At 65.7% G+C, this 19,985-nt stretch carries 22 protein-coding genes and 1 pseudogene; 4 read left to right on the forward strand and 19 right to left on the reverse strand.

Going from position 1 to position 19,985, the window contains the following annotated elements; all coding sequences use genetic code 11:
• Positions 1-46: 46 nt before the first annotated feature.
• The 8 genes from IV501_RS13800 to IV501_RS13835 form a co-directional block, all read right to left on the reverse strand.
• On the reverse strand, positions 47-457 hold the full coding sequence (locus tag IV501_RS13800; protein WP_200556908.1) for a Fur family transcriptional regulator: 411 nt from the start codon (positions 455-457) through the stop codon (positions 47-49).
• Positions 454-1,356 carry a metal ABC transporter permease gene (locus IV501_RS13805; RefSeq protein WP_200556909.1) on the reverse strand — a complete coding sequence of 301 codons (903 nt, stop codon included), beginning with the start codon at positions 1,354-1,356 and terminating at the stop codon, positions 454-456. The genes IV501_RS13800 and IV501_RS13805 overlap by 4 nt, the downstream gene beginning before the upstream one ends.
• The gene (locus tag IV501_RS13810) at positions 1,353-2,183 is read right to left on the reverse strand and encodes a metal ABC transporter ATP-binding protein (RefSeq protein WP_200556910.1); all 831 of its coding nucleotides are present in this window, start codon (positions 2,181-2,183) and stop codon (positions 1,353-1,355) included. The genes IV501_RS13805 and IV501_RS13810 overlap by 4 nt, the downstream gene beginning before the upstream one ends.
• Before the next feature lie 44 nt (positions 2,184-2,227).
• Positions 2,228-3,127: a metal ABC transporter solute-binding protein, Zn/Mn family gene (locus tag IV501_RS13815; protein ID WP_200556911.1), complete on the reverse strand. Its 900-nt coding sequence runs from the start codon at positions 3,125-3,127 to the stop codon at positions 2,228-2,230.
• Positions 3,128-3,242: 115 nt separating this feature from the next.
• Positions 3,243-4,580 (reverse strand): dihydrolipoamide acetyltransferase family protein, encoded by a 1,338-nt coding sequence (locus IV501_RS13820; RefSeq protein WP_200556912.1) that lies wholly within the window; start codon positions 4,578-4,580, stop codon positions 3,243-3,245.
• Positions 4,581-4,611: 31 nt separating this feature from the next.
• Positions 4,612-5,589 (reverse strand): alpha-ketoacid dehydrogenase subunit beta, encoded by a 978-nt coding sequence (locus IV501_RS13825; protein WP_200556986.1) that lies wholly within the window; start codon positions 5,587-5,589, stop codon positions 4,612-4,614.
• A gap of 11 nt (positions 5,590-5,600) precedes the next feature.
• Positions 5,601-6,698: a thiamine pyrophosphate-dependent dehydrogenase E1 component subunit alpha gene (locus tag IV501_RS13830; RefSeq protein ID WP_200556913.1), complete on the reverse strand. Its 1,098-nt coding sequence runs from the start codon at positions 6,696-6,698 to the stop codon at positions 5,601-5,603.
• Between the two features lie 124 nt (positions 6,699-6,822).
• Complete coding sequence (locus IV501_RS13835; protein WP_200556914.1) at positions 6,823-7,908, reverse strand: histidinol-phosphate transaminase; 1,086 nt, start codon at positions 7,906-7,908, stop codon at positions 6,823-6,825.
• Positions 7,909-7,967: 59 nt separating this feature from the next.
• Here IV501_RS13835 and IV501_RS13840 point away from each other — a divergent pair, with 59 nt between their 5' ends.
• Positions 7,968-8,363, forward strand: coding sequence for a phage holin family protein (locus tag IV501_RS13840; RefSeq protein WP_200556915.1), 396 nt, complete (start codon positions 7,968-7,970; stop codon positions 8,361-8,363).
• Between the two features lie 13 nt (positions 8,364-8,376).
• On the opposite strand, the gene IV501_RS13845 is transcribed toward IV501_RS13840, so the two are convergent.
• Positions 8,377-9,825: an alpha/beta hydrolase family protein gene (locus tag IV501_RS13845; protein ID WP_200556916.1), complete on the reverse strand. Its 1,449-nt coding sequence runs from the start codon at positions 9,823-9,825 to the stop codon at positions 8,377-8,379.
• Positions 9,826-9,837: 12 nt separating this feature from the next.
• A complete protein-coding gene (locus IV501_RS13850; protein ID WP_200556917.1) occupies positions 9,838-10,146 on the reverse strand; it encodes a hypothetical protein in 309 nt (102 codons plus the stop codon).
• Between the two features lie 153 nt (positions 10,147-10,299).
• Here IV501_RS13850 and IV501_RS13855 point away from each other — a divergent pair, with 153 nt between their 5' ends.
• Entirely contained in the window at positions 10,300-10,824 is a 525-nt protein-coding gene (locus IV501_RS13855) for a low molecular weight protein-tyrosine-phosphatase (RefSeq protein ID WP_200556918.1), read from the forward strand.
• Positions 10,821-12,206: an adenylosuccinate lyase gene (purB, locus tag IV501_RS13860; RefSeq protein WP_200556919.1), complete on the forward strand. Its 1,386-nt coding sequence runs from the start codon at positions 10,821-10,823 to the stop codon at positions 12,204-12,206. The genes IV501_RS13855 and purB overlap by 4 nt, the downstream gene beginning before the upstream one ends.
• 129 nt (positions 12,207-12,335) lie before the next feature.
• Here the strand turns inward: purB and IV501_RS13865 are convergent, their stop codons facing one another.
• From IV501_RS13865 to IV501_RS13875, 3 genes and pseudogenes are all read right to left on the reverse strand, one after another.
• Positions 12,336-12,644, reverse strand: coding sequence for a hypothetical protein (locus IV501_RS13865; RefSeq protein ID WP_307812298.1), 309 nt, complete (start codon positions 12,642-12,644; stop codon positions 12,336-12,338).
• Positions 12,641-13,315 (reverse strand): hypothetical protein, encoded by a 675-nt coding sequence (locus tag IV501_RS13870; RefSeq protein ID WP_200556920.1) that lies wholly within the window; start codon positions 13,313-13,315, stop codon positions 12,641-12,643. The genes IV501_RS13865 and IV501_RS13870 overlap by 4 nt, the downstream gene beginning before the upstream one ends.
• A 38-nt stretch (positions 13,316-13,353) precedes the next feature.
• Positions 13,354-13,596: pseudogene (locus IV501_RS13875) on the reverse strand (MmyB family transcriptional regulator); the annotation flags it as partial.
• Between the two features lie 372 nt (positions 13,597-13,968).
• Between IV501_RS13875 and IV501_RS13880 the strand changes: the two are divergent.
• Positions 13,969-14,823: an NAD(P)-dependent oxidoreductase gene (locus IV501_RS13880; protein WP_200556922.1), complete on the forward strand. Its 855-nt coding sequence runs from the start codon at positions 13,969-13,971 to the stop codon at positions 14,821-14,823.
• 45 nt (positions 14,824-14,868) lie between these two features.
• Here the strand turns inward: IV501_RS13880 and dnaB are convergent, their stop codons facing one another.
• From dnaB to IV501_RS13910, 6 genes are all read right to left on the reverse strand, one after another.
• Positions 14,869-16,227 carry a replicative DNA helicase gene (dnaB, locus tag IV501_RS13885; RefSeq protein ID WP_200556923.1) on the reverse strand — a complete coding sequence of 453 codons (1,359 nt, stop codon included), beginning with the start codon at positions 16,225-16,227 and terminating at the stop codon, positions 14,869-14,871.
• 421 nt (positions 16,228-16,648) lie between these two features.
• Positions 16,649-17,101, reverse strand: a complete 453-nt coding sequence (rplI, locus tag IV501_RS13890) for a 50S ribosomal protein L9 (RefSeq protein WP_200556924.1) — start codon at positions 17,099-17,101, stop codon at positions 16,649-16,651.
• Positions 17,102-17,112: 11 nt separating this feature from the next.
• Positions 17,113-17,376, reverse strand: a complete 264-nt coding sequence (gene rpsR, locus IV501_RS13895; protein WP_196830392.1) for a 30S ribosomal protein S18 — start codon at positions 17,374-17,376, stop codon at positions 17,113-17,115.
• A 44-nt stretch (positions 17,377-17,420) separates the two neighbouring features.
• Positions 17,421-17,951 carry a single-stranded DNA-binding protein gene (locus tag IV501_RS13900; RefSeq protein WP_200556925.1) on the reverse strand — a complete coding sequence of 177 codons (531 nt, stop codon included), beginning with the start codon at positions 17,949-17,951 and terminating at the stop codon, positions 17,421-17,423.
• A gap of 3 nt (positions 17,952-17,954) precedes the next feature.
• Positions 17,955-18,344: a 30S ribosomal protein S6 gene (gene rpsF, locus IV501_RS13905; protein ID WP_200556926.1), complete on the reverse strand. Its 390-nt coding sequence runs from the start codon at positions 18,342-18,344 to the stop codon at positions 17,955-17,957.
• A gap of 125 nt (positions 18,345-18,469) precedes the next feature.
• Positions 18,470-19,900 (reverse strand): CCA tRNA nucleotidyltransferase, encoded by a 1,431-nt coding sequence (locus IV501_RS13910; RefSeq protein WP_200556927.1) that lies wholly within the window; start codon positions 19,898-19,900, stop codon positions 18,470-18,472.
• Positions 19,901-19,985: the final 85 nt, after the last annotated feature.

Consider the following 19,985-nt stretch of genomic DNA (forward strand, 5'->3'; position numbering starts at 1 on the left):
TGAGCACCTCCGGAGCAGTCGGTGCGCGCTGCACCGTGCCGACACTCTAACCGCGCGTCACCTGATCGGACGCGGCGAGCGCGCTGCAATCCGCGCAGAGGCCGAAGACATCGACGACATGATTTGCCTGGGTAAACCCGTGCTGCGCTGCAAGGTTCTGCGCCCAGCGCTCGACCTCATCCGCCTCGATTTCCACGGTCAGTCCACAATTGCGGCAGATCAGGTGATGGTGATGCTGGCCAGGGGTGCAGGCGCGATAGAGGCTTTCGCCCTCCTGCTGCAGCGAATCCGCCTCGCCCTCGCTCGCGAGACTGGCCAGCGCGCGGTACACGGTGGCCAGCCCGATCGGCGATCCCGCATCGCGCAGACCCGCGTGCAGACTCTGCGCGCTGACGAAGTTGTCGCTGCTGCCGAGAGCCTCGCGAACTGCCTCGCGTTGCCAGGTGTTTCTCTTCACTCGTGACCTCCACCCAGAGTCGAGACGACGGGCGCCGACAGCGTCCGCCCGTTGTTTCCCCGCCGGCGCTGACGCGAGCCGATGATGCGGCACACCACGTAGATCAGAAACGAGATCGTCGTGACGTACGGGCTGATCGGCAGCCCGCCGCCGAGCGCGAGCAGAATGCCGCCGACCACCGAGGTCACGGCAAAGGCCACGCTCAGCAGCGGGGTGAGAAAAGGGGATGCGGTGACCCGCATGGCCGCGGCGGCCGGCGTCACCAGCAGCGATAGCACCAACAGCGCCCCGACGATCTGGATCGACACCGCGGTCGCGAGGCCGAGCAGAACCATGAAGGCGATCGAAATCCCGGAGACCGGCAACCCCTTGGCTCGGGCGACATCCGCATCGACGCTGGCGAAGCTCAGCGGCCGCCAGACAAAGAGAAGACCGGCGATGACCACCAGTGAGATGATCACCAGCATCAGCAGCTGGGGGTTGTCGACCGACACGATCTGCCCGGTCAACAGCCCGAACTTGTTGGCGCTGCGGCCCTTGTATAGCGCGAGAAACAGGATGCCCAGGCCGAGACCGAACGGCGTCAGTACCGCGACGATCGAGTTGCGTTCGCGCGCTCTCGACCCGAGGACGCCGATGAGCAACGCCGCCAGCAGCGACCCCGCGATCGATCCCGTCACCACATTGACGCCGAACAACAGAGCCGCGGATGCTCCAGCGAAGCTCAATTCGCTGACTCCGTGCACCGCGAACGCGAGGTCACGGGTCATCACGAAGGGGCCGATAAGTCCGCCGACGACGCCGAGAATGGCCCCGGCGATGATCGAGTTGTGCACGAGCACCAGCAGTTCGCCGTAGTTCGCAAAGCCGAAGATCTGCGACCAGAAGTCCCCGCTCATTCGGGTGCCTCCGTCGCCTCGGTGGCGGTGTGGTGCTCGAGGTGATCGTGAACGCCGTACCCCTCCGGCGCTCCGAGCACGACGATGCGCCCGCGACTGCGGATGACCTCGACCGGGGTGCCGTACATGGAGGAGAGCACCTCGCTGCGCAGCACCTCGTCTGGCGTGCCCACCCGGAAGCGGCCGCCCGCCAGGTACAGCACGCGATCGACCATCGGCAGAATCGGGTTGACGTCATGCGTCACGAACACGACGGCGGTGTTCAACCGCTTGCGCTGCTCGTCGATCAGCTCGCTGACCTGGCGCTGGTGGTTCAGGTCGAGCGAGATGAGCGGCTCGTCGCAGAGCAGCAGCCGCGGGTCGCCCGCGATCGACTGCCCGACGCGTACGCGCTGCTGTTCCCCGCCCGACAGAGTGGCGACCGGCACGTTCGCGTAGTCGCTCGCCCCGACGGACTGCAGGATGTCCGCCACCTTCGCCCGAACCGCCCGCGAGTTAATCGGCAGTCCCCACCGATTTCCGTTCACCCCGAAGGCGACCAGGTCGCGCGCACGCAGCGGGGTCCCCTGCTCGAGAAGCTTCTGCTGCGGGATGTAGCCGATGCGCTTGTCGCCCCGGCCTACCGGGCCGCCGAGAAAGTCGAGCTCCCCCGAGGTGAGCTTCTGCTGCCCGAGGATCGTCTTCAGCAGGCTGGTTTTACCGGTGCCGTTCGGCCCGAGCACGGCCAGGAATTCGCCCGCCTGCACCTCGAGGTTGAGGTTGCGCCAGAGTTCGCGGTCGCCGAACGAGAGCGTGGCGTGACGCAGGCTCAGCACGGGTTCGGTCATGGACGGGTCTCTCGCTCGGTGTGGTGGTCAGCGTATTCGGTCGCTCAGCCGAGCGCAGCCGAGATGGCCGCGAGATTGGCGGTCATCCAGCTGACGTACGACTTCCCAGCCGGCAGAGTCTCGGTGACCGGGACGATGGCGATCTTGGCCTTTTTCGCCGCGGCGAGCACCTGCTCGGTCTCCGGTCCGTCGGTCTGCTCGTTGTAGACCAGCAGTTTCACGGTGTGTTCGGTGAAGAGGGCGAGGGTCTGGCGCAGAACGAGGGGGGAGACATCCGTTCCCTCTTCTACGGCTTCACTGAACTTCGCCGGGGTCGCGTTCACCAGACCGCTCGCTTCGAGCAGGTAGAGAGGAACAGGCTCGGTGATCGCGACGCCCTCCCCCTTGTGGGCACTCTTGATAGTCGCCTCGGATGCCTCGAGGGTGGCGAGTTTGTCGACGAATGCAGCGGTGTTGGCCGCGAACGTCGACTTCTTACTTGCGTCGAGCGCGCTGAGACTCGCCTCGATCTTCTCGGCGACCTTCGTCATCACCGGAAAGTCGTACCAGAGGTGCTCGTTGAACTCCCCTGCGGAGGGATGCTGGTTGAGTCCGGAGATCGTCGCGGCATTCAGCACCGTGGCCTTCTTATTGCTCGCACCCTTCAGCAGCGTGTCGACGAAATCGTCGTAGCCGCCGCCGTTCTCGATCACGACCTGCGCCTTCGAGAGTGCGAGCTGCACCTGGCCGTCAGCCTCGAAGGAGTGCGGGTCTTGAGACGGGTCTTCGATCAGCGAGGTGACCGCGACGGCGGAGCCGCCGATCTGCTTGACGATGTCGCCGAACACATTCGTGGAGGCGACCACGCGGATGGGGCCGCCGGTGCCAGCGGAGCTCGACGCGGCACACCCCGTGAGGGCGAGCGCAGCGACGAGGAGGACTGCAGAGGTGGGGATGATGCGCACGGGAGGAGCTCTCTAATTTAGCTAATGATTGTCGTTCTCATTAGAGAGTAGCGCAGATCGAGCATCCTGTGGCCGCGCTGATCAGTCGAACAGCAGCGTCAGTCGAGCAGCAGCGTCAGTCCAGCAGCAGAGCGGGCTCTTCGATCACGCTGGCGACGTCCGCGAGGAAGCGGCTGGCGACATCCCCGTCGACGATCCGATGGTCGAAGCTCGCACCGAGGGTCGTGACGAAACGCGAACGCACTTCGCCGTCGACCACCCACGGCTTCTGCTTAATAGTGCCGAGCGCCACGATCGCGACCTCGCCGGGGTTCAGGATCGGGGTTCCGGTGTCCATGCCGAAGACACCGATGTTCGTGACCGTGATAGTGCCGCCCGCCATGTCGGCCGGTGGCGTCTTACCGTCGCGTGCGGTGATGGTGAGCTGCTCGATCGCCGAGGCGAGTTCGCGCAGCGAGAGCTCCTGCGCCTCTTTGATGTTCGGCACGATCAACCCGCGCGGGGTCGCCGCGGCGATGCCGAAGTTCACGTAGTGCTTGACGATGATCTCGCTATCGGTCCACTGGGCGTTGACCGTGGGGTTGCGCCGCACTGCCCAGATCATCGCCTTGGCCATGATCAGCAGCGGAGAGACCTTGACCCCGGCGAAGTCGGGCGAATTCTTCAGACGTTTGACGAACTCCATGGTGCGGGTCGCATCCACGTCGACGAACAGGCTCACGTGCGGCGCGGTGAACGCGCTCGACACCATGGCCGTGGCGATCGCCTTGCGCACACCCTTGACCGGGATGCGCTCCTCGCGCTCATCCGACCACGGCGGTGTCTCGATGTTGTGGAACAGGCTCGCCTGCGACGCGTGACGGATGACGTCATCCCGGGTGATCTCGCCGGCCAAGCCCGTTGGACCTACCTCGGTGAGGTCGACCCCGAGGTCTTTCGCCAGCTTGCGGATCGGGGGCTTCGCGATGATGTTCGACGCGGATGCCGCGGGCACCGAGCGCGGACGAATCGCGATGGGTGCGCTGCCGCTCTCCGTCGCCACCGCCGGTTGCTGCCCTCCGCGCTGGCGGCGGGAGGTCACTCCCCCCTTGATGCCGTAGCCGACGAGGACCGCGCCGGGGCGGTCATCCGCCTGCTCCGCAGCCAGCGCCAGTGCTGCTGCCGGAGTCTCGTCTGGATCGCCGCCGATCGCCGCCGCGAGGGCCGCCCCGTCACCGGAGGAGACCGCGATGATCGGCGTACCGACGTCGACGGTCTGCCCCTCCTGCACGAGCAGCTCGGTGACCGTGCCCTCGAACGGCGACGGCAGTTCGACGAGCGACTTCGCCGTCTCGATCTCCACCAGAACCTGATTGAGAACCACGGTGTCGCCGGCCTGGACGCGCCACGACACGATCTCGGCTTCGGTCAGACCTTCGCCGACATCCGGCAGGGGAAATTCTGAGGTGCTCACGATGCTCCTTGGTGCCCGGTGGGGCGAGAGGTTAGTAGGCGAGGGTGCGGTCGACCGCTTCGAGGATGCGATCGGCATCCGGGAGGAAGACGCCCTCGAGTTTCGCTGGCGGGAAGGGGGTGTCAAAGCCGGTGACCCGCAGCACGGGGGCTTCGAGCGAGTAGAAGGCCTTCTCGGTGATGGTCGCAGCAATCTCCGAGGAGATGCTGGCAAAACCGGGAGCCTCGGAGGCGACCACGACACGGCCGGTCTTCTGCGCGGAGGCGATGATCGGCGCGTAGTCGATCGGCGAGAGGGATCGCAGGTCGATGACCTCGATGCTGGTTCCCTCGGTTGCGGCGAGCTCGGCGGCCTGCATGAGCACGTTGACCATGGCACCGTGGCCGATGACGGTCACCTCGGTGCCGGTACGCACCACGCGACTGCTGTGCAGCGGCGCGGCCGATGCGCTGAAGTCGACCGGACCTTTGTGCCAGTACCGGCTCTTTGGTTCGAAGAACAGCACCGGGTCGTTCGAGGCGATGGCTTCCTGGATCATCCAGTAGGCGTCGTTCGGGGTGCTCGGGCTCACCAGTCGCAGGCCGGGGGTGTGCGCGAAGTATGCCTCCGGGCTCTCCTGGTGGTGCTCGACGGCACCGATGTGTCCGCCGTACGGCACCCGGATGACGACCGGCATCGACACCTGTCCCTCGTGTCTGCTCGTCAACTTCGCCAGCTGTGTGGTGATCTGGTCGAACGCGGGGAAGATGAACCCGTCGAACTGGATCTCGCACACGGGGCGATAGCCGCGCATCGCCAGACCGATCGCCGTGCCGACGATGCCCGACTCGGCGAGCGGGGTGTCGAAGACACGGTTCGTGCCGAACTCCGCCTGCAGCCCCTCCGTCACGCGGAAGACGCCACCGAGCGGGCCGATGTCCTCTCCCATGAGCAGAACCTTGGGGTCGTCGTGCAGCGCCTTCTTCAGTCCGGCATTGAGTGCCTTGACCAGCGGGAGCTCTGTCGTTATCGCGGTGTCGGTCACGCTTCTCCTCCGAACGACGCCTCGTAGTCGGCCAACCACTGCTTCTGCTCCACCATGACGGGGTGCGGCTCCGAATACACGTTGTCGAAGATCTTGTCGTTGCCGGGGATCGGCAGGTCGACCGTGCGGTGACGCAGATCGGCGGCGAAATCATCCGCCTCGGTCGCTATCTCGGCGAAGACCGCGTCGCTGGCGACGCGGGTGCGCAAGAACTTTTCGTAGCGGGCGATCGGGTCTTTGAGTACCCAGTCGGCCACGGTGCCGCTCTCGCGGTACTTGGTCGGGTCGTCGCTCGTGGTGTGGGCGCCGATGCGGTAGGTAAAGGCCTCGATCAGGCGCGGTCCCCCGCCGCTGCGCGCGTCATCCAGGTTCTTGCGGGTCACGGCGTAGCTCGCCAGCACATCGTTGCCGTCGATCTGAATGCCGGGGATTCCGAAGCCGATCGAGCGCTGGAACAGCGGGATGCGCGACTGCACGCTCACCGGCACGGAGATCGCCCACTGGTTGTTCTGCAGGAAGAAGACCTCGGGGGTCTGGAAGCTCGCGGCGAATACGAACGCCTCGCTGACATCCCCCTGGCTGGTCGAGCCGTCACCGAAGTAGACGATGACCGCCTGGTCGTTGTCGAGATCGCCGGTGCCGGTGGCCCCGTCGAGCGTGACGCCCATCGCGTATCCGGTGGCATGCAGGGCCTGCGAGCCGAGCACGAGCGTGTAGAGGTGGAAGTTGTTCTGTTCGGCCGGATTCCACCCGCCGTTGGTCGTGCCACGCATGATCTTGATGATCTCGAACACATCGAGGCCACGGATCATCGCGACGGAGTGCTCGCGGTACGACGGAAAGACGTGGTCTTGGCGACGCGTGGCGCGGGCCGACCCGACCTGTGCGGCCTCCTGGCCGTGGCTCGGTGGCCACAGGGCGAGCTGCCCCTGACGCTGCAGGTTGGTCGCCTCAACGTCGAAGCGACGGGTGATCACCATGTCGCGGTGCAACTGGAGCAGTTCCTCGTCGCTCAGCGCCTCGACGTACGGCAGGTATTCCGCGGCTGCTGCTCCGGTCTGGAGCTCGCCATCGGGAGAAAGAAGCTGCACCATCGATGCATCGTTCGTGAGAGTTTCGTCTGCCACGGAGACCTCGCAGTCCTGGTTCGGCCTTCGCGAGAAGGGTGGGCGGTCGTGCCGCCGAGCTGGCACCGAGTTTCTAATCTAACCCGGGCAATCAGAGCGTACTTGGTAGAGAACGGACAACCTCTTCCGAAGCCCTTAGGAGAGAAGCAACAGACTCCTTCTCTCCGATGGAGATACGGATGCCGTCGGTTCCGAGTGCGCGCGCCACGATTCCGTGCTCGCTGAAGATGCCTGCCGCGCGCTCGGTGAACTGCTTCGTCTCGAGCCAGATGAAGTTGCCGTGCGGTTTCGGGCTGTCCCAGCCCTGCTCGCGGAGAGCGCTCCAGATCTCATCCCGCAGCACGGCAAGGTCGCGCACCCGCTCCAGCAGCACATCCTCGTTGTCGAGTGATGCCATCGCGGCGAGTTGCGCCTGCTCGGTGACCGACAGCGGGATGGCCGTGCTCCTGGCGGCGTTGAGGATGTATTCCGGGCCGACCGCGTAGCCGATGCGCAGGCCCGCGAGGCCGTAGGCCTTGGAGAAGGTGCGCAGCACGACGAGGTTGGGGTAGCGGCCGGTGAGGGTCCGCCCGTTGACCACGGTCGGGTCGGTGACGAATTCGATGTACGCCTCGTCGAGCAGCACCAGCACGTCGTTCGGCACGAGCTGCATGAACCGCTCGAACTCCTGCGCCGTGACGATCGACCCGGTCGGGTTGTTCGGCGAGCAGACGATGACGACGCGGGTGCGGTCGGTGATAGCGGCAGCCATCGCATCGAGGTCATGTCGACCGTCCGCGCGGATCGGCACCGTCACGCTCGTGGCGCCGCAGACGGCGACGAGGCCCGGGTAGGCCTCGAATGAACGCCAGGCATACACGACCTCGTCGCCGGGGGCAGCAGCAGCCTGGATCAACTGGGCGAGGATCGACACCGATCCGGCACCGAGGTGCACCTCCTGCTCGCTCACACCGAAGCGCTCGGCGATCCGGGCCCGCACGACCCGGCCAGAAGCATCGGGGTAGCGATTGATCGACGAACCGGCGATCGCCTCGCGTACCGCCTCGATCGGTTCGAACGGATTTTCGTTCGACGAGAGCTTGAACGCATCGTGCGCGGCAGGCTTTCCCTGCGCGTACGCGGCGAGCGCCACGATCTCCGGGCGAAGGCGCACGGGGGGCTGGCGGTCTGCGGTCATACCTTCCAGCTTATGGGGCCGCCGTTGCCGTGCCGCTGGGAGCCGGGCATAGTGGTCGCATGACCCGATTCCTCGTTCGGCTGATCATCAATGCCGTGGCCCTCTGGCTCACCACGCTGATCGTTGCGGGCGTGACGGTGCGGCCGTGGGATAGCGGCACGCTCCCGACGATCCTCACCTACCTGCTCGTCTCACTCATCTTCGGGATCGTGAACGGGGTGATCGGCGGCTTCATCCGCGTCGTCGCTCTTCCGCTCTACATCATCACCCTCGGCCTCATCTCGTTCATCGTGAACGGGCTTCTCCTGCTGCTCGTCAGCGGAATCTCGACCATCATCGGATTCGGCCTGCGCGTCGACAGCTTCTGGTGGGGCGTTCTGGGCGCTCTAGTGCTCGGTGTTATCAGCTGGATCATCGGCCTCATCCTGCGCCCCTTCGTTCGCACGCGCGCCTGACCGCTCTCCGACATCACCCTCCGACCGGACTGGTGCGCACCGACTGATACGTCGTCGAGCTCACCGGTGTTGCTATCTCGGTGAACTCGGAGAAGTGCCCAGCAGCCTCCACGACCCTGCTCTCGGTGGCACCGTCGAGCACCACCGCGGTGTCTCGATAGGCCGGAAGCATGTGCGTCGGAAAAAACTGGTCCGGCGTCGCAGACGGCAGTCCGCTGATGTCCCGCCGCACCAGCACCGGATCAGACGAGGTCCACTCCCCGGACGTCGCCGGAACGATGTCACCGGTGTGTTCGATCGCCACCCATGGCACGGAATGCGGTACCGCTACCCCGGCCGCTGGCGCGCCCAGAGTGTAGAGGCCACGCACGTCGTACTCGCCGGAGCCCGCGACGAGCGCGGCGACCAGGCCGCCCTGCGAGTGGCCGGTCAGAACGACCGGGGTCTCCGCCGTGACGCCTGCGTCGGCCATCGCCTGCTCGACCGCGCGAACCGAGCCAGAGTCTCCGAAGGCGATGCCGTTCAGATTGCTCGTCATGTCCCACGGCTGCGTGTCTCCGCCGAGAGAAAAGTCCCGGGTACCACTCACGTAGACCTCGAACCGCTCAGGCTGACCGCCGACGCTGTAGCGATCGATCCGCACCTGAGCGTTCTCGCGCGGAATGCGCGCGGCGCGGTCATCCCATCCCTGCGGCGCGGTCGAGAGCGGGATGCTCGCCACCCGATCCGTGCGCACCGGGGTCTCAGCGAGCATCCCGAGTCCACGCCCGGCGCCGACCACGGTTCGCGACGAGCCGGTCACGCCGGTGATACCCAGCAGCCCGAGAATGCCGGAGACCGCCGGGACGGCGTGAAACAGTCCAGCGCCCACATCGTCGACGCTGGTCACGGAATGCCGAACGAACGAGGCGAACATGGGGTCACTGAGGATTCCCTTGCGCTCGAGCAACCACCCGCGCAGGGACGTGGTCAGCTCGGCCCGACGGTCCGGCGGTAGCTGAGAGAAGGCGACGGCGGCCGGCAACGCCGCCCCGGCGATGCCGAGCAGGCCGGGCAGCGCCGCGAGCGCCATGCCCGGCAGGAAGAAGCCGAACGCGTACCCCAGCGTGGCAGCCGCCTCGGTGCTGAGCCGCTCCGTGGCTTCCTCCGCGATTCCGTAGGCCGTCGCCGAGCGATCGACCGCCAGATACAGCAGCCCGGCGTGGTCCTTGGCGCGCGACGCCAGCACCATCGCATCGCGGATGCCGTGCTCCGCCGCCTGCACGGAGCCCTGCGCGAGCGGTACTCGAGTCGCCGTCACCAGGCCATCGATGGCAGACAGTTCGCGCAGACAGCTGGCCAGCTCCACCGCCACCGCGCGCAGGGCTCTCGATGCCGCGAACAGCTCGTCGGTGCCCACGGCGATGGAGCCGCCGCCACTGATGATGAGCGGATGCCCACCGTCGTCCGATCGGTTCGTCACGTTAACCGCGGCTCAGCCCTGCTGGGCAGCGATGGAGTGCGCCGCGCGGGTGGAGGCGAGCGCCGCATCGAGCCGGTCGCGAATGACGCCGAACTCTTTCACCAGCGCCTCGACGGAGCTCGCGTAGAGCGTATGCGCTGGCCCCCGCCACACTCCCACCTCTGCCGAGGGCAGCTGCGCACGCACGCTGTCGACCCGCACCAGGAGGGCATGGAGCCTGCGCTGCTGGGTCTCCAGGGCAAGCAGGAAAGCCGGGTCTGCCGGCAGTCCGCCCATCGGCATCCCACCGGTCGTCAGTCCGCCCATCGTGATCGTCTCCATCGCCTCTCCCGTACTCGTGCGCCTGGCGACCATCCTGCGCGGGCGACGGGGGCTAGGGAGGCGGTACCCGAGGTTTCGTGCATGGGCGGCGCCAGCATCCGTCTGGGGAGGAGGGGATGATGCTTCGGCGGGAATCTGCGCGACAATGAAGCAATGAGCTTCGACCGCACCCTCGACGGATCGGCGCTCTTCCGAATCTGCTTCGTGTGTACCGGCAACATCTGCCGCTCGCCGATGGCCGAAGTGGTATTTCTCGACCTGGTGAAAAAAGCCGGCTACGAGGGGGCGGTGACCGTGATGTCCGCCGGCACCGGTGACTGGCATGTCGGTGAACACTCCGACAGTCGCACCATTGCCACGCTCGCCTCGCACGGCTACGACGGGTCCCGGCACCGAGCGCGCCAGTTCGACCCGGAGTGGTTCGACAACCTCGACCTCGTCGTGGTGTTCGACCGCAGCCAGGAGCGCACCGTGCGCTCCTGGGCGGCAACAGAACAGGATCGCGGCAAGGTGCAGATGCTCCTCAGCTTCGACCACGAACAGGCCGAACAGGTCGACGTACCAGACCCGTATTACTCCGACGCCGCGATGTTCGACAGCGTGCTCGGCATGATCGAACGGTCCAGCGCAGCGCTGTTCCGACAAATAGAACCAGGAATCCGACAGGGAGTCTCATGAACCCACTGCCCGAACAACCCCTCAGCCCCCTCGACGGCCGCTACCGCGCCGCCGTCTCCGAGCTCGGCGAGCACCTCTCCGAGGCCGGTCTCAACCGCGCGCGGGTGCACGTCGAGGTGGAGTGGCTGATCTACCTCACCGATCACGAATACTTCGGATCACACCGCCTCGACGCCGAGCAGGCTCGTGCCCTCCGCGCGTTGGTCAGCGACTTCGACCAGAGCGCGATCGATCAGCTCGCCACCCTCGAAGCCACAACCCGTCACGACGTGAAGGCGGTCGAGTACTACGTTCGTCGCAAGCTCTCTGACCTGGGGCTCAACGACGTCGCCGAGCTCACCCACTTCGCCTGCACCAGCGAGGACATCAACAACCTCTCCTATGCGCTGACGATCCGCGCGGCTGTCGAACAGGTCTGGTTGCCCAAGGCCAAGGCCGTCATCGCGGCCCTGCAGGAGCGATCATTCGCGCACCGCGACGACGCCATGCTCGCGCACACGCACGGTCAGCCGGCGACCCCGACCACCGTCGGCAAGGAGTTCGCCGTCTTCGTCGGTCGCCTGCAGCGCATTGCGAAGCAGATCGAGGCGGTCGAATACCTCGGCAAGTTCAGCGGCGCCACCGGTACTTTCGCCGCGCACGTCGTCGCCGATCCGCGCCTTGACTGGCCCGCGATCTCGCGCGAGTTCGTCACCTCGCTTGGCCTGGACTGGAACCCGCTCACCACGCAGATCGAGCCGCACGACTGGCAGGCCGAGCTGTATCAGCGCACCAGCCACCTGAACCGGGTGCTGCACAACCTGTGTACGGATGTCTGGACCTACATCTCCATGGGCTACTTCACGCAGATCCCGCAGGCCGGCGCCACGGGGTCATCCACCATGCCGCACAAGATCAACCCGATCCGCTTCGAGAACGCGGAGGCCAACCTCGAACTTTCGAGCGCGCTGCTCGATTCGCTCGCGGCCACCCTGGTCACCTCCCGCCTGCAGCGCGACCTCACCGACTCCACGACGCAGCGCAACATCGGTGTCGCCCTCGGCCACTCGCTGCTCGCGCTCGACAACATCCTGCGCGGTCTCGGCGAGATCGACGTCAATCGCGAGCGCCTCACCGACGACCTGTCGAACAACTGGGAGGTGCTCGGCGAGGCCATCCAGACGGTCATTCGTGCCGAGGTCACCGCCGGACGCAGCTCGATCGCCGACCCGTACGCGATGCTCAAAGAACTCACCCGGGGTCGCCGGGTCGGGGCGGAAGAGCTGCGCTCCTTCGTCGATGCGCTCGACATCGGTGCCGAGGCGAAGGCACGACTCATCGCCCTCAGCCCGCAGACCTATGTGGGCCTCGCGAGCGAGCTGGTCGACTACCTCAACCCCTGAAACGGATGCCCGGCCGCCGGGGACTCCGCTGGTTGAGTAGGCCGCGGTTTCGAAACCCGCGGACTCCGCTGGTTGAGTAGGCCGCGAGCGCCCGCGCGAGCAGCCGTATCGAAACCCGCCTGAGACGGCTTAGTGCGTCGACCCGCCGTGTTCGTGGTTCTGCTCGTCGAGATCCTGCTGTTCGGCATCATCCGGCTTCACGGCGAGCGCCAGCATGGCGATCACGACCAGCGACACGATGAACCCCACGCCGAAGAACACCAACGCCAGAACTACTTCGCGCGTACTGCCGAGAACGACCAGTCCGATGAAGACCGCGATGATCAGGGCCATCACGATGAACTCGACCGGGCGCAGGCGCTCCCTGCGTGTCGGCTCGACGATTTCGTGCTCGGTCGGTGTGGGGTCGGTTCCGTCGGATCCGGGGATGGTACTCACGCGTGCTTCTCGTCTTCGATCGGGGTCGCCTCGGCGACGATGGTGGCGGCCGACTGCGTTCCCCACTTGGCCGACAGGCCAGCGATGAGCAGGTAGACCGCGCTGATGGCGCCGTATGCGCCGAGCAGACCAACCGCGACCACTGCGGAGTCGAGCACCCGCAACACGTGATCGGGGCCGGTGAAGGACTGGCTGTACCCGGGCGGGATCGCCACGAAGACGATTGCCGCGATCGCCGTGAGGCCACCGACGGCGAACCAGTCGGTCGACGCGACATAGCGGCGTCGGCTGCGGTAGCCGCTATACAGCTCCAGGGCTCCGGTGACGGCGAAGAAGATCACCAGGATGAGGAAAAAGAAGGAGACGCCAGGATGCGGGGCTCTCGAGCCGGCGACCGCGGCATCCGTGATCAGGGCGACCAGACCGGCAACGACACTGACGACTGCCTGCACCAGAAAGAGGGTGCGCACGCCGCTGCTGCCAAGCCTCAGCCAGGCGATCGTGCCGAGGACGATGCCGGCAACGATGCCGTACACACCGAACACGAGGAGGCCGAACACCGCGGAGTGGTCTGCCGAGAAGGTGATCCACAGGCCGAGACCGGCCAAGGGCACGGCTCGGGCGACAGCGACCGGCCAGTAGGCGGCCCGCTGTTCTGCGTTGTCCTGCATCGGAGCCACGGATCCTCTTTCTGAGACGGCAACGCTCGCTAGTTTACGCTGCCGTTTCTGAGCGCTGAGGGTGTGCCTACGGCCTCCGCGTACAGCCTGGCCAGCCTGACCTCGGTGCTGCTTCCGGGATCGGCGTGGTAGATCACCACAATCTGACCGGCCGACGGCGAGAGCACGGCGAGCTTTTCGTAGCGCAGGTCGAGCTCACCGACATCCGGGTGGATGATCGTCGAGCGTCCCGCTCCCTTCGGGCGCACGTCGTGGCGAGCCCACAGCCGGGCGAAGTCCTCGCCAGAGCGCTTTCACTTGGGGATCGAGGAAGGCCGCACGCACGAGATTGGTCCCCGGGGTGAAGATGGGAGCCAGCGCGTTCGACGCGCAAGACCGTCGAGCAGGGAGCCGCGACCAGCATCTTCGTCGCCACTTCGCCGCTGCTGGACGGCATCAGAGGCCGCTACTTCGAGAACAACAACGAAGCAGCCACCGTTTTCAACGGGAACGGGTGGGCGGCGGGCGTCGCCGACTACGCGCTCGATGCGGCTAAGGCCGACCGCCTATGGGAGCTCGCCGTTCGGCTCATCGAGGCGTGATCGAACGATGCCCGTACCGCGATAACCATCGAAGTCAGTGAATCAAGAAAGAAGACAATAGTCATGACCAGCTCACTCACCCGTACGGTCGGATTCATCGGCCTCGGTGACCAAAGCGCACCGATGGCGCGCGCCATTGCCGACTCGCCCTACCCGCTGCACGTCTGGGCGCGCCGCGCCACGTCGCTCGACGAACTGCGCGCCGGTTCATTCACCGCGGAGTCGACTCCCGCTGGCCTGGGCGCCGCGAGCGACATCGTGCTCCTCGTGCTCCGTGACGATTCAGACGTCGACGACGTGCTCAACGCCCGGGGACTTCTCGGCGCCATGATGGCCGGCTCGATCATCGTCAACCACGGCACCGGTGATCCAGAGGCCGCGATCGCCTTCGCTGAACTCGCGGCCGAGCGGGGCATCGCGTTCCTGGACGCTCCGGTCAGCGGTGGCGGGCCCGGGGCCGAGGCGCGCCAGCTGGCGACGATCGTCGGCGGAGACTTCGACGCCTTCACCCGCGCCGAGCCAGTCTTCGCCACGTTCTCGGCGTCGGTCGTCTACATGGGCGGCCCGGGCTCTGGCCAGGTGGCCAAACTGCTGAACAACGCCCTGACGATGACCAATCTGAAGAACGCGGAGGATGTCCTGGCTATCGCGGCCACTATCGGCGTCGACATCGGCGCGTTCCGGCGGTTGCTGGCTTCCAGTAGCGGTGGAAGCTTTGTGATGCAGGCGCTGGGTGATCAGATCATGCCGCAGATAGCTCCGCACTTGCAGGGACTGATGCGCGAAGATATCGAGCACTTCGCCGATGCGGTGAGCCGTTTGGGCGTGGACGTCGCCGCGGTACGCGAGCGTGGCCTTGCCGGAGCCGAGGGCCTACTCTCAGCCGCGGAGCTGGTGTCTGCCAACATCGATCGCTGACCGAGGTGCACTGGCGTCCGGGCAGCACTTGCTACACGGCACTTGCTACACCGACGCCATGTCCTGGAACCGCGAGAAGTGGCCCTGGAACGCGACCGTCACGGTGCGGGTTGGGCCGTTGCGGTGCTTGGCCACGATCAGGTCGGCCTCGCCCGCGCGCGGGTTGTCTTTCTCATAGGCGCTCTCACGGTGCAGCAGGATGACCATGTCGGCGTCTTGCTCCAGCGAGCCCGACTCACGCAGGTCGGAGATCGCCGGCATCTTGTCGGTGCGCTGCTCGGGACCACGGTTGAGCTGCGACAACGCGATCACCGGAACCTGCAGCTCCTTCGCGAGCAGCTTCAGCGCACGCGAGAACTCACTGACCTCCTGCTGACGAGATTCGACGCGCTTGCCAGAGGTCATCAGCTGCAGGTAGTCGATGATGACCATCTTCAGGCCGACCTTCTGCTTGAGCCTGCGGCACTTGGCGCGGATCTCGACGAGCGTCATATTCGGGCTGTCGTCGATGTAGAGCGGGGCGTCGTTGATGCGACCGCGGGTCGACGCCATCGTCGTCCAATCGCGGGAGTCCATCGTGCCCTTACGCATGTTCTGGAGAGGAATCGACGCCTCGGCCGACATGAGCCGCATGGCGATCTCGCTCCGGCCCATTTCGAGCGAGAAGAAGATCGAGGGCTGATCGTGCTTGATGGATGCCGCACGCGCGATGTCCAGAGCCAGCGTCGACTTACCCAGGGCCGGCCGCGCCGCAATGATGATCAGCTGGCCGGGGTGGAGCCCGTTGGTGAGGTCGTCGAGCTCGCTGAAACCGGTGGGGACTCCAGTCATGGAGCCGTCGCGCCCGCGCGCCGCCTCCATCTCGTCTGTAGCGGCATCGATGGCGAGGTTGAGCGGCACGTAGTCTTCGGCCTCGACACCGCCTGTGACGCCATAGATCTCGGCCTGCGCATTGTTGACGAGGTCGACGACCTCGCCCTCGCTGGCGTAGCCCATCTGCACGATGCGAGTGCCCGCCTCGACGAGACGACGCAGCACGGCCTTCTCTGCGACGATCGAGGCGTAGTACCCGGCGTTCGCTGCGGTGGGAACCAGGCCGGTGAGGGTGTGCAGGTACTCGGCTCCGCCGGCCCGGCTGAGCTCACCCATTTTGGTCAGCTCGTCGGTGACGGCGATCACGTCGGTGGGTTCACCGTGCGAATACAGCGCGAGAATCGCGCCGAAGATGATCTCGTGCTTGGGCATGTAGAAGTCGTCGCCGCGCACCGACTCGATGACGTCGGCCACCGCATCTTTGCTGAGCAGCATGCCGCCGATGGCGCTCTGTTCGGCGAGAAGATCGTGCGGCGGGGTGCGCTCGGACTGCCTCGGCTCTGTACCAAGTCCCAGATGAGCTATTGACATTCCATACCCTTCAGCGTGCCGATCTCAGTAGTACCGGGCACCCCTGACATTCCCGCCGATGTCGAAGTGTGACGCCCCCCGATCGGCGCGTGTACACACTACGAACGCCGGATACCCAGCACCAAAGCGAGCCTGTGGATAAAACTGTGGACTGCTGGGGAGAATCGCCGCAAACCGTGTGGGGAACCTGTGGATTACTGTGTGGAAACTCCGGCCTGTAATTAACCGAATACCCCCTTGAACAGCATTTATTTTGAGATCAGCCTGTGTGTAGAAAGATGTCTAGAGTTCGGGTTGAGAGTTGTCTGATTCCCCATCACCCTGTGTACAAAGATGGGGACAACGACGCTGTTTTGACACCTAAAAAGGGGGTAGCATCCGGCTCTCGCCGGCTGCTACCCCCTTCAGAGGTGGTGCCGTGTTACTTGGCGGCGAGCACCTGAACGGTGATCGTCGCGACGAGGTCGTCGCGCAGACGCACGGTGGCCTCGTGGGTGCCGGTCGACTTGATCGGGGTGGTGATCTCGACCTTGCGCTTGTCGACGGTTCCGAGACCCGATGCCGCTACGGCATCCGCAATGTCGGAGGTCTTGACGGAGCCGAAGAGGCGTCCGCCCTGGCCGGCCTTGATGGTCAGTTTGACGACGTTCGCCTCGAGCTTGGCCTTGAGGTCGAGGGCTTCTTCGATCGTGGCATGCTCGCGTGCGACGCGGGCGGCCTTGATGGATTCGACCTGCTTCTCGCCACCGCGGGTCCACGCTACGGCGAAGCCCTGCGGGATGAGGTAGTTGCGGCCGTAGCCGTTCTTCACCTCGATGACGTCACCGGGAGCACCGAGGCCGGTGACCTCGTGCGTGAGAATCAATTTAGACATGGGATAGCTCCTTAACGGCCCGAGCCGGCGTAGGGAAGAAGCGCCATCTCGCGTGCGTTCTTGACGGCACGGGCGATGAGACGCTGCTCCTGGACGGAGACGCCGGTGATGCGACGGGCGCGGATCTTTCCACGCTCCGAGATGAACTTGCGGAGGGTGGCGACATCCTTGTAGTCGATGACGCCGACGCGAATGGACTTCGCGGGGGCGGCGTTCTTGCCACCCTTGAGAGTGCGGAGGGGCTTACGGCGATCGCCGCTGCTCTTTCCAGCCATGGGTTTCCTGCTTTCTGAAGAATGAGTGCGCTAAGCCAGAAGGCTTAGAACGGGGTTTCGTCGCTGTAACTGCCCGGCGTGTTCCAGACGTCGCCGCTGGCAGACGCTGCGGGAGCGGATGCCGCCCACGGCTCGTCTGCGACCTGGCCGCGTCCTGCTCCACCAGAGTTGCCACCGAAACTGCCGCCGCCGGCTCCACCCTCGCGGGAGGAGGAGGTGCGGGTGACCTGTGCGGTCGCGTACCGGAGGCTCGGGCCGATCTCGTCGACCTCGATCTCGAAGCTGGTGCGCTTCTCGCCCTCTTTGGTCTCGTACGAGCGCTGCTTGAGTCGACCGGTCACGATGACGCGGGATCCCTTGGTGAGGGAACCGGCCACGTGCTCGGCGAACTCACGCCACACACTTGCACGAAGGAAGAGCGCTTCGCCGTCTTTCCAGTCATTGCTGGCACGGTCGAAGTTGCGCGGCGTCGAGGCGATGGTGAAGTTCGCCACCGCGAGACCGTTCTGCGTGTAGCGCAGCTCCGGGTCGCTCGTGAGGTTACCCACGACGGTGATGACGGTTTCGCCGGCCATGAGCTACTCGGCGCTCGCTGCTGCGGGCTCGGCCTTGGCGGGCTGGGCTGCCTTGCGGGCTGCCTTCTCCGCGGAGAGCTTCGCGGCCTCGGCGACCTGCGCGATCGCCTCTTCCGCGCGGAGCACCTTGGTGCGCATGACGGCTTCGCTGAGCTTCAGCTGGCGGTCGAGTTCGACGGTGGCGTCGGGGTTGGCGGTCAACGCGACGACCGCGTAGATGCCTTCCGACTTCTTGTTGATCTCGTAGGCAAGGCGACGGCGTCCCCACACGTCGACCTTGTCGATGGTTCCACCGTCATTGCGAATGACGTTGAGGAACTTATCGAGTGACGGGGCGACGGTGCGCTCATCGATCTCTGGATCGAGAATTACCATTAGTTCGTACTGATGCATAACTAACCCACCTCCTCTGGACTAGAACGGCCACAGACGATCTGTGACAGGAGGGTTTGGCATCGTTGCGCGTCGCATATGACGACAGACAACCTGCCTAGTGTAGTCGAAACCGGGCGGGCCGATCAACTCGGGCGGGATGCCCACCAGGCTTGCAGTCGCTCGGTCGCGACATCCGTTCCGAGGCTTCCCTCTTCGAGCCGCAGCTCGAGCAGGTAGCGGTAGGCCTCGCCGACCTCGCGTCCGGGACGCAGCCCCAGAATCGCCATGATCTGCTCGCCATCGAGATCGGGACGGATGGCCGCCAGCTCCTCTTCCTCGCTGAGCACGGCGATGCGCTCCTCGAGGTCGTCATAGGCGAACGCGAGTCGATCCGCCTTGCGTCGATTGCGAGTGGTCACGTCGGCGCGGGTGAGGATGTGCAGACGCTCGAGCAACGGGCCCGCATCACGCACGTAGCGTCTGACCGCCGAGTCGGTCCACGCGCCCTCGGTGTATCCGAAGAAGCGCAGGTGCAACTCGATCAGCGTGCTGACCGCGGCCACCGTCTCGTTGTCGTACCGCAGCTCTTTCAGGCGTTTCTTTGCGAGCTTCGCCCCGACCACGTCGTGGTGATGGAACGTTACGACTCCGCCGGCCTCGGTGCGCTTGGTCGCGGGCTTGCCGATGTCGTGCAGCAGGGCGGCGAGCCGCAAGGTTAGATCGGGTGGGGAGTCCGGATTCCGCGACCGCTCCAGCTCGATCGCCTGGTCGAGCACGGTGAGGCTGTGCTGGTACACGTCTTTGTGGTGGAAGTGTTCGTCGATCTGGAGCTTCAGCGCCGGCAGTTCGGGCAGCACGAATTCGGCGAGTCCCGAGTCGACGAGCACCTCGAGGCCGGCGCGCGGCGCCGACGTCTTGAGCAGCTTGCCGAGTTCGTCGGCCACCCGCTCCACCGAGACGATGGCGATGCGGTCGGCGAGTTCACCCATCGCGACAGCGGTCGACGCGCTGATAGTGAAACCCAGTTGCGAGGTGAAGCGGGCGGCACGCATCATCCGCAGCGGGTCGTCGCCGAACGACACCTGGGGAGACGACGGCGTGCGCAGTCGGCGCGCCAGGAGATCTTCCACACCACCAGACGGGTCGACCAGCACCTTGCTCGGCAGGCGCAGTGCCATCGAGTTCACGGTGAAATCGCGGCGCACCAGGTCCGCCTCGAGGCTGTCACCGAACTCGACCACCGGCTTGCGCGTCTCGCCGTCGTAAGCATCGGTGCGGTAGGTGGTGATCTCCACCTGCTCCCCGTCGATGATGGCGCCGATGGTTCCGAAGGCCCGCCCGATGTCCCAGTGCGCCGACGAGAGCGGCTTCACGATCTGCAGAATCTGGTCGGGAAGGGCGTTCGTGGTGAAGTCGAGGTCGGTCAGCCGACGGTCGAGAAAGGCGTCGCGCACCGGGCCGCCGACCAGGGCGAGTTCGAACCCGGCCGTCTCGAATGCTGCCGACAGGCGGGCGATGGGCGTGGATTCTGCGAGTTCCGAGAGTCGCTGAATGGCCGAAGCGACGTTCTCCATATCCTCAAGACTACCGGCGGGGCGCGGCCGCCCACCTCAGCGGATGCCGAGGGTGCGCCCCGTAGAATCTGTGGAGGCCGGGCTC

This window comes from Lacisediminihabitans changchengi (assembly GCF_016634425.1).
GTDB classification, from domain to species: Bacteria; Actinomycetota; Actinomycetes; order Actinomycetales; family Microbacteriaceae; genus Lacisediminihabitans; species Lacisediminihabitans changchengi.